1 protein-coding gene is annotated in these 6811 nt (G+C 58.3%); it reads left to right on the plus strand.

Annotated features, from left to right (window positions below):
- Positions 1-13: 13 nt before the first annotated feature.
- Positions 14-6811 (plus strand): DUF5801 repeats-in-toxin domain-containing protein (locus ABLQ08_RS32360; RefSeq protein ID WP_352950906.1); only part of this gene is annotated, 6798 nt, incomplete at its 3' end.

Genomic DNA, 6811 nt, shown 5'->3' on the forward strand with positions numbered 1-6811 from the left:
TTCCGAGACGTTTGTGTCTTCGAGCGAGACCGGATCGTTGAACGTTCTCTGGGGCGCCGACGATGCCGACGACACCGATGGTGTTGATGACAGCACGGTTGCAGGGTCCAACCGGAGCCTTGAGTTCTCCGGCGTGAACTCCACCGGAACGGTGGCGACGGGGAATGACGACGTCCTGACCTCCAACGGTCTTGAAGTGACCGTGACCGCTTCTGTGGATGCCAATGGCAACCCGGTTCTGACGGGGTCGACTACGGCGGGCGATGTTTTCCGGATCACGTTGAACGACGACGACGAGGGCAGCTACACATTCGAGCTTCTGGACAATCTCGATCATGACATCGGAGCCGGTGACGGTGATGCTCTTGACCTGACGTTCGGCTTCACGGCGACCGACAGCGATGGCGACACGGCAACGTCGACCTTCACGGTGACGATCAATGATGACGCCGGGAGTCCGTCTGTCGGTACAGCCGAAAATGGCACGGTTGAAGAAGAGCAGAGGCAAGTTGTCGGCGACGGCAATGAGGATTTTGGTCCCAATCCAGAAGATGGAGATTACCCGCGATTTATTTTCATTCCGGCAAATGTGAATGTCACGACGCATTTGGCACAGGGCGATCTGGCGATTTCCTGGGGTGCGGATGATGCTGATGACACTGTTGGTGCCGATGATGCGGTAACGGGCAATCGGTCGGTCAATTTTGCTCAGAGCACAATTGACAATCTGGAAAGCCAGGACCTGACCTCGCGTGGTGAGGACATTTCCTACCAGGTTCTGACAGGCGCTGATGGACCGGTTCTGGTTGCCTATACCGGTGACGCGGTTCCGACCGAAGTTCCGCTGAATATCGGGGATGCCCGGGCTGCGAATGTCGTGTTTCTGACGTTCCTTTCGGACGATGAGTCCGGTAGCTATGAGTTCGTTCTGATCGACACGATCGATCATCAGGGGGCCGTGCAGGGCGAAGATACGCATACACTGACCTTCGACTACATTGCGACTGACAGCGATGGCGATACGGGGCAAGGTAGCTTCAATATCGACGTCATCGACGATGTGCCGGTTGCACGCGGAGCAAGGTTTGCCCGCGCCGTGGAGGAAGAAGACCTCGACAACGGCAATGAAGATGCCGAGCCTTACTTCTTTGACGGACTGTCCGCGGATCTTGGTATTCCGCTGACGGATCAGGTCGGAGCCTCGCTGCGGATTCTCTGGGGAGGTGACGGCACCGATGACGCGGATGGCGTTTCGGACGGTCTTCCGGTCCAGGATGATCCGTCGACGCTCGGCCACAGGTCCGTGGTGTTCACCGATCTAGCCGATGGTGACAACGTCGATGTGAACGGCTTCCTGTCGGTGACTGACGGCAATGGCGATCCCGTGGATCTGACGTCGCGTGGTGATACGCTGACCTATGTGCTGTCAAACAACGGGACGCTGCTGACGGCGGTTGCCAATGCTGGCACAGCAGATGAGCGGCCGGTCTTCCGTGTTGCCCTGTCGGATGATGGCGAAGGTTCGTATCAGTTCATTCTGGACGATACGCTGGATCATCCCCTTACGGGTACCGAGCCATCGGATGAGGATTACCTGTCCCTGACATTCGACTTCATTGCCCGTGATGGCGATGGCGACATTGCAACCAACGACTTCACGGTCCTGATCGTCGACGATAGCCCTGTTCTCGGCGATGACGTCGCTGCCCAGACAGTGGGCGAAGATGGGCTGCCAGGTGCAAACCTTGAGGGAGCGGCAGCAGACAATGCCTCGGTGAGCGATATTTCGCTGAATATCGATTGGGGCGCTGACGATGATACACGCGAGCCGGGCGACGGATTCGGTCGCTCGCTCTCCTTCCTTGCCGGCGGAAACGTCGCCGATGGTCCGGTTGCTTCAAGCGATCTTGGACTGACCGTCGCTGGTGCTGATGGTGCAGAACTATCCTCAGGTGGTGTTCCGCTGACCTACGTCGTCACGACGAATTCGGACGGCGGACAGACCCTTGTCGCCAGCGCCGGTGCGACACCCGTATTTACGCTGACGTTGGATCCGACTGCAACGAATGGTGCGTATACGTTCGAACTCCACAAAGAACTGGATCACGCCGCTTCAGAAGACGTCATCGATTTGACCTTTACCGTTCGTGCGGCAGATGCTGACGGTGACACGGTCGATCGGGAATTTACCGTTCTCGTCGACGACGACATGCCTGTCACCGATCAGGTCGTTACCGTAACCGTGGACGAAGATGATCTCGACAACGGGTTGTCCGAAGGGAACGATCCGTATGACGGCAATGCCGACGGTTCCTACACGGGCTTCTTCACAGGTGATGCGATCGCGTTCGGTTCCCTGGAGGATACCGTCAGTTTCGGTGCTGATGGTCCCGCCGGGAATGGCGGTTTCTCCTTTGCCGCCAACGCTTCAACTCTGATGAACCAGCTGGATCTGAGTTCAAAGGGACAGACTGTCGTATTTGATGAAGTTTCCATCTTCGGCAACACATATCTGGTCGGCTTTGTCGACGGCAACGGCAATGGCAGCTTCAATTTCGGGCAAGATCGCCCTGTCATCAGTCTGCGGCTAGATGCTGACGGCGAGTTCGTGGTTCGCCTGCATGATCAGCTGGATCACGTACCTGAAAACGGAGAGAATACGAACCTGGTTTCCGGTTCAGATTCCCTGGATCAGATCGATTTCGGCGCGGTCATCGAAGCGACTGATGGAGATGGCGATACGATCGATCTGGGTGGTCAGTTCCTGGTCAGCATTACGGACGATGTCCCGGCTCCGCATATCGGACTGACGGGCCGTAGCGTCCGTGTCGACGAGACTTACGGTGATCACAGCGACAACGTCTACGACGAAAATACCGGGGAGTATGACGAGGACGTTGTTGACCTGTTCAAGGAGGTGGACACGCCGGGCATGGACCCGGACCTGGTAGGGCCGATCTATGCTCGCGACGATGTGGTGCGCTATCACGCGCATGGCGGTGCCGACGATGACGCGACGGTCTCGATTTCATTGCGGATCGATGCGGCAGACGGCGCCTCCGGCCTGACCACGACGGAAGGTCAGAACATCCGGCTGGTCGAAGAAGGCGACCTGATCGTTGGCCGCGTCGTGCTACCGGACGACTCGGTCGGGGAAGCGGCATTCGCCATTCACATCGACGAAGACGGGCAGATCAGTATTGCCCAATACCTGTCGCTCGCGCACGACAATCCGAATTCTTCCGATGAGGACATCGGTCTGGATGGCAAGCTGAGCGCCGTCATTACGGTCACGGACGGTGACGGCGACGTTGTAAGCGACAGTGTGCCGGTCGGTCACCGGGTGACCTTTGACGATGACGGTCCCTGGTTCAGCAATCCGGATGCACCATATCCGGGTGTGTCCAATGCGATTGTCAACGAAGACGACGTTGCGGCCATTCCGGGCGTTCAGCTGGCTGGTACCGATGGATCGCAGCCTGCAAGCGCTTCCGGCACGTTGAAAGTCGACTTCGGTGCTGATGGCTTCAAGTCGACGGCCTTCTCCGGCGACTTTGACGTTCCGAATGCAAACAGCAACACCGTCTCCGCAGGTGGCGCTGGTGAAGATTCCGGCCTGACCTCGGACGGTGACGCCGTGTTCTTCCGGCTTTCGGCAGATGGCCAGACGCTCGAAGGCTACGTGCCGGATCGCGGTGACGAAGTGGTCATGCGGGCAACGCTGAACGCTACCGACGCCGGGTACACGGTCGACCTGCTTGGCAATATCGACCACCAGGCTCCTGACGGGGTACCGGGCGGTCGTGACGAAAGCCAGTCGATGAACTTCACCGTCGTTGCCACCGATGGCGACGACGACACCCTGGATCTGACGCTTTCCGTCCGTATCGATGACGATGCTCCGGTTGTCGGCGATGCCACGGTCTATGACTTTGGCGAAACCGGTGGCACCCAGACGTTCGAGTCCGGTGTTGTCGACCTCAGAATTCCGGCTGTCGGCGATCAAGGAGAGATAACTTCAACAATTGAAGTCCCCGTCGGAGGGACCATCGCCGATGTGAACGTGTCGATTGATTTGACACACACATGGATGGCCGATCTTGAAATCACGTTGATTGCACCAGACGGCACCAGCGTTTTCCTGATTGCCGATGAAGGTGGTTTCCAGAACCCCGATGGCGTCATCACGTTTGACGATGAGGCTGCACAGTCCTTCAGTGCGGCAAACGCACCGTTCACCGGTACCTGGCGGCCGACGGAAGAGGAACTGTCGAAGCTTGACGGTCTGGACCAGGCAGGAACCTGGACACTCAAGATCGTTGACGATCAATTCGCTGACACCGGTTTGCTCCGGTCCTGGAGCCTTGATATCGAGACTGGAGCACAAGCGAAGGTCAATGCCGTTGTTGATGAAGACAATCTCGGCGGTGGCATTGGTGACGATGCAGCGGGTGATGACGAAATCCGCACCGATGGCGCGCTCGATGCAGTTCCTGATGACACAACTGTCTACGGTGACCTTGCCATTGTCTGGGGCGCCGATGACGGCAATGAAAATGTGAACGGTGGCGCCTCGAGCGGTGCCGGAGACCGCGCGATCACGTTCAGCGCCGACACGATCGACATGCTGAACCTGCTCGGACTGGAGTCCGGCGGGGAGCCGATCACCTACAGCCTCAACTCACCGGAAAACGATCTTCTGACGGCCCAGGCCGGAGGAGAGACCGTGTTCACGGTCGAGCTGCAGGACACGGGCAATGGTGCCTTCAAGTTCGACCTTGCCGGTGCGATCGACCATCCGGAGGGGCAGGGCGAGAACGATCTTGTCCTGACATTCGGATATGTCGCGAGAGACAGTGATGGGGATACGGTGGAAGCCACTTTCTCCGTTGGCATCGACGACGACGCGCCCGTCGTGGCCTCTGCAGACGGAGTGACGGTCTCGGAAGACGATCTGGCAAGTGGTGCGACGAGCGGATCCGGTTCTCTTGAAGTGTCCTTCGGCGCGGACGGCAAGGCTTCGTCCGATGCGCTTGCTTTTGCGAGTGAAAACGTTTCGGTTTCCGGATCCTCGACAGTCAGTTCCTTGACGTCCAATGGCCAGCCTGTGATGACCGCTTTGGTTGGTGGACTGCTTGTCGGTTACACGGGAGCGGTGCCTTCCGCTCCCATCGACCCGACGAACCCGGCTGCTGGAGTGGTCTTCTTCGTGTCGCTGGACGACAGCAGTGCCAATGGCAGCTACAGCTTCACTCTCGTGGAGCCGCTCGACCACCCGGCGCCGTCCGGTTCCGACCACTTCATCGACATTGCATTCGATGTTGTCGCCAAGGATGGTGACGGCGATACAGTCACGCAGACGGCAACGGTACGTGTTGACGCTGCCGGTGAAATTTCGTCGATCGATTATTCCGCGCTGTCTTCCGGTGTATTTGTCAATCTCAGCGACAGCTCCCAGACAGAGTTTGGTCAAACGGTTGCCGCGAACACGGCGACCGATCGAACCGGAGTTTCTCCGGCGATCATCGGCCAGGACAGTGTCGACGGAATTGCCGATGCAGAAGGCGGGTCCGGTGACGACATCCTGATCGGTGATGGCGGCAACAACACCCTTCGCGGCAACAGCGGCGCCGATCTGATCCTCGGGCTCGACGGCAACGACAAGCTGTTTGGCGGCAAGGGAGATGACGAGCTTCAGGGTGGAGCAGGCAAGGACACGCTCAAAGGCGGCAAGGGCAACGACACCCTCATCGGCGGCGCCGGTGATGATGTCGTCAAAGGCGACAAGGGTGACGATACGATCATCTGGAACGTCGGTGACGGCAACGACACGGTTGACGGCGGCAACGGCGCCGAAACCGAAGGCGACACCCTGCAGGTGGTCAATGGCACTGGCGCTGCGCAGACCATTACCCTGGATGCACCGGGAGCAACCGGATTTGAGGTTTCCGTCGGTAGCGAAACTGTTCAGGCGAAGAAAATCGAAGAGGTTGAACTGACCCTTTCCGACGCGGGAGATACGGTCAATATCACCGGTGATTTTGTTGCCTCCGGTGTCGATACTTCAACCATCACCATCGACGGTGGTGCCGGGGAAGATACGGTCGATGCGTCGGCAATGACGAGCAGCGGTTCCGCTTCAAATGTCGGCGTGGACTTCTACGGCAATGCAGGAAACGACCGGTTCGAATCTGGCGTCGGCGACGATTATTTCGAAGGCGGTGCAGACATCGATACATACGCTGCCGACGGTCCGGCCGAAAATTTTGAAATCCGGATCGCAGCGGATGGAACCGTTACGATTACCGACACTGTCGGAGACAATGGAACCGATGTCGCCCATGTGAGTGTTGAATTCCTGGAGTTCGACAACAAGACATTCGACCTGACACAGCCTGTTCACCTGTTCGACGAAGCTGACAACCTGGTAGATACCTACGCCACGATACAGCAGGCTCATACCGATGCACTCGACGGGTATCGTATCAACCTTGCCGGTACGGTAACCGGCCAATCCCTGACGATAACCAAAGAGAACCTGCGGATCGAGGGGCAGGCAGACGATACCGGCAACACCTTCACTCTCGGAGGTGGTGTCACGACACTGACATTGCTGGGTGACGCTCCGTTCGACGTGATTGGCAATGGTCTGGCCAACGTCATAACCGGCAATGACGGCGACAACAGGATTGTCGGCGGCGACGGCAACGACACGCTGGACGGCGGCGAGGGTTCCGACACGTACGAGTTTGGTCTTTACGACGACTTCGACACGTATCAGGACAGCGGCACGGGCGCGTCCGACGTCGAC

The organism is Roseibium sp. SCP14 (assembly GCF_040329475.1).
Lineage (GTDB): Bacteria > Pseudomonadota > Alphaproteobacteria > Rhizobiales > Stappiaceae > Roseibium.